The organism is Actinomadura sp., assembly GCF_044508335.1.
Classification (GTDB): Bacteria; Actinomycetota; Actinomycetes; order Streptosporangiales; family Streptosporangiaceae; genus Spirillospora.
In genome coordinates this window covers 1-3,122 of record NZ_JBIQHY010000096.1, presented here as the reverse complement: position 1 = coordinate 3,122, position 3,122 = coordinate 1, and the positions used below count along the sequence as shown (strand labels likewise).

General features: G+C 69.6%; 3 protein-coding genes. 2 read left to right on the top strand and 1 reads right to left on the bottom strand.

From position 1 onward, the window contains the following. Positions 1-308 precede the first annotated feature (308 nt). A complete protein-coding gene (locus ACIWVC_RS25970) occupies positions 309-1,037 on the top strand; it encodes a GAF and ANTAR domain-containing protein (protein ID WP_396450685.1) in 729 nt (242 codons plus the stop codon). Positions 1,038-1,139: 102 nt separating this feature from the next. Here the strand turns inward: ACIWVC_RS25970 and ACIWVC_RS25965 are convergent, their stop codons facing one another. Continuing rightward, the gene (locus ACIWVC_RS25965) at positions 1,140-1,664 is read right to left on the bottom strand and encodes an STAS domain-containing protein (protein WP_396450683.1); all 525 of its coding nucleotides are present in this window, start codon (positions 1,662-1,664) and stop codon (positions 1,140-1,142) included. Positions 1,665-2,077: 413 nt separating this feature from the next. On the opposite strand from ACIWVC_RS25965, the gene ACIWVC_RS25960 reads away from it, so the two are divergent. Further along, positions 2,078-3,064 (top strand): YihY/virulence factor BrkB family protein, encoded by a 987-nt coding sequence (locus tag ACIWVC_RS25960; protein WP_396454683.1) that lies wholly within the window; start codon positions 2,078-2,080, stop codon positions 3,062-3,064. Positions 3,065-3,122: the final 58 nt, after the last annotated feature.

Here is a 3,122-nt window from a genome sequence, read left to right as displayed (position 1 = left end):
ATGTTCCGTGCATACAATTTGCCCCGCCGGTAGTCGAGCGCCGTAAACGCCCTCGGGCCACCGAATCTGTGATGGGAGATCGTCAGGACCCTTGGTTAGGACCTCCTTGATGCAATCACAGGTAAGCTGAATGCGCCAGCGATAAAATTCTTCGGGATCCGGGGCAAAGAAGGGCTCTTCTGCTGTTTCCGTGGGTCGTTGACCGCTGCCGAGTAGTTGCTGTGGCTGTGTGAGCTGGATAAATGAACACGCCGTACCCGGCGTAGGGTCCTGGCTTGTCGAAGGTCAGGTCCACCACGAGGTACGGCGTGCTGAACAAGAGGGTATGGAAGCGGCTGCTGGGTGTCGAACACACGGTGATCGAGCGGCTCGAGGTCGAGGAGGCGGGGCGGGGTGAGCCGGTGCTGGTCGCCCACGTCCGGCCCGACGCGCGGCGGGTGATCGCGGCCTCCAGCGAACAGACCCGGCTGCTGGAGTTGTTCCAGCTCCAGTCCCGGCAGGGCCCCTGCCTGGACTGCTTCGCCACCGGCCGGCCCGTCAGGGTCGCCGACCTGGCCGCCGAGGCCTCCCGGTGGCCGCTGTTCAGCGCCGCGGCCCTCGACGCGGGTTACGGCGGGGTGGTGGCGCTGCCGATGCGGATGCGAGAGCGGATCATCGGCGCGATGAACCTGTTCACCGCCCCCTCTACGGTCCTGGCCGTCGACGAGGCCACCACGGTCCAGTCGCTGGGGCAGGCGATGGCCGACGTGGCCACCATCGGCATCCTGGGCGAACGCGCAGCCCGCGAACATCAACTGCTGTCCCAGCAACTGCAGATCGCGCTCAACACCCGTGTGCTCATCGAGCAGGCCAAGGGCATGCTCGCCGAACGCCACCAGACCTCACTCGATCAGGCCTTCGCCGCTCTGCGCGCCCAGGCCCGCAACACCAACCGCAAACTCGCCGACCTCGCACAGGCCGTCATCGACGACGACCCCGCCGTGGCGGGCTTCCTGCACCGGCAGCACGATCCCGGCCGCCCCGTCGACAACGGTTGACCGCGGAACGGTGACGGCAAGGCGGCGACGAGCACGCGGAACGCCGGCCCGCTCGGCGGCCCACGCGGCGGATGCCTCCACACGGACGGAGCGCTGGGCAGGTCAGCCGTCGGGGGCGGCTTCCGGGCGCTGCGCCGTCCGGTCGTCACGTCGGCGCAAGGCCGCCAACGCGTCCGCCGGCTCCGGATGCAGGGCGATGACGTCGTCGATGCCGGTAATGCGAAGAACGCGGTCGACCCGCCCTGTGGCTCCGGCCAGGCTCAGGACCAGCCGCTGATCGCGGGCGTGCTTGAAAGCCTTGACCAGTGCCGTGATGCCACCGGCGTCGCAGAACCTGAGGTGGGTGAGGTCGATGACCACACCGCTGCTCGGGGCGGCGCCGGCGTTGCTGGCGGACGCGCTGGTGATCATGGTGCTGAGCCGGACGGCCAGCCAGTCGCTGTTGGCAGCGTCGATCTCGCCGGCGAGGGCCAGCAGCATCGCGGTCGACCCGGCACCGCACTCCACGTCCGTCCGCCGGAGACTGACCCGCGCCCCGGCTCGGACGCGGTCGCCGGCCGTGGTGTCCGGAATCGCTCTTGTTTCCGGTGGAACCGAGGATGGGGGCGAGGATTCGAATGCCGTCATGGCAGCCCTCCCTGGAGCGTACGCATTTACGCCGCCAGGGTCTGGAGCGGCCCGACAGACGGCTACCGCCGTCACACGCAGCATAGGCCGCCCACGAGATGCGGTCTAACCCTGTGGTCGTGCCCGCACCTTTCCGGCCCGTGGCCGGTAAGGAGAGGCGGTGGGAGGACCGCGCCGGGACCGGAGAAAGCGCGTACTCGCGCACGGCGATCGACCGGCAGCCCTGCTCGTGCCTGAACTCGTCTGCGCACGCCGAGGAAGGGACGGGGGTGACCGCGATGCCGGAATCACGCCGGATGCCGCCGGTCGGCAGCGCCGGGATCTCGGGGAGGCCGGTGAGGGGCAGGAGGCGGCCGCTCGCCCGGACCGGCGGTCGAGCGTTGGGCGCGCGCTGATGGGGGAAGAAGGGCCGTGTGGGAGTGGTCGACCGCGTGGACGCCTATCAGAGGCGGCATCGCTGGGCGGGTCTGCCGCTGGCGGTGGTGTACAAGTTCGTGGACGACCAGGGCGCGTATCTCACGGCGTTGATCACCTATTACGGGTTCGTGTCGCTGTTTCCGCTGCTGCTGCTGTTGGTCACCGCGCTGGGATTCGCGCTGGAGGGCAACCCGGGGCTGCAGCAGCGCGTACTGGATTCGGCGCTTGCGCAGTTCCCGGTCCTCGGGGACCAGATCGGCGCGAACATCCATTCCTTCCACGGCAGCATCCTGGCTCTGGCCACAGGTGTCGTAGGCAGCCTGTACGGCGGCTTGGGCGTCGTACAGGCCACACAGAACGCCCTGAACAAGCTGTGGGGAGTGCCGCGCAACTCCCGGCCGAACCCCTTCGCCGCCAGGGTGCGCAGCTTGGCGCTGCTGGCGGTCGGCGGTGCGGTGATCCTGGTGACCACGCTGCTGTCGGCGGTGACCGCGTCCGGTGGCGTCTTCGGTGCCGGCGCCGGCGTGCGGGCGGCGGCGATCCTGGTGGCCGTGGCCGTCAACGTCGTGCTGTTCACCGTGGCGTTCCGGGTGCTGACTGCCCGGCGGCTCACCATCGCGCAGGTCCGGACGGGGGCGGTCACCGCGGCGCTGGTATGGCAGATCATTCAGTGGGGCGGCGCGTTCCTGCTCGGCCACATGCTCAAGGGCGCCAGCGCCACCTACGGCATGTTCGGCATCGTCCTCGGCCTGCTGACGTGGATCTATCTGGGCGCGGCCACCTTCGTGCTGAGCGCCGAGATCAACGTCGTCCGCGAGCGGCGGTTGTGGCCCCGCAGCCTGCTGACGCCCTTCACCGACAACGTCGAGCTGACCGCTGGGGACCGGCGCGCCTACACCTCCTACGCCGAGACCGAACGTCACAAAGGCTTCGAGAACGTCGACGTGGAGTTCGACCCGCCTCGACACGACGACGCGGAGTGACCTCCGGGCCCCCGCGCGCCGGGCCGCCCCCGCGCCGGGCCGCGTCAGCGGCGGGCGA

Coding starts and splice junctions, on each gene's coding strand:
- ACIWVC_RS25965 (WP_396450683.1), bottom strand. CDS start 1,664: ATGACGGCATTCGAATCCTCGCCCCCATCCTCGGTTCCACCGGAAACA.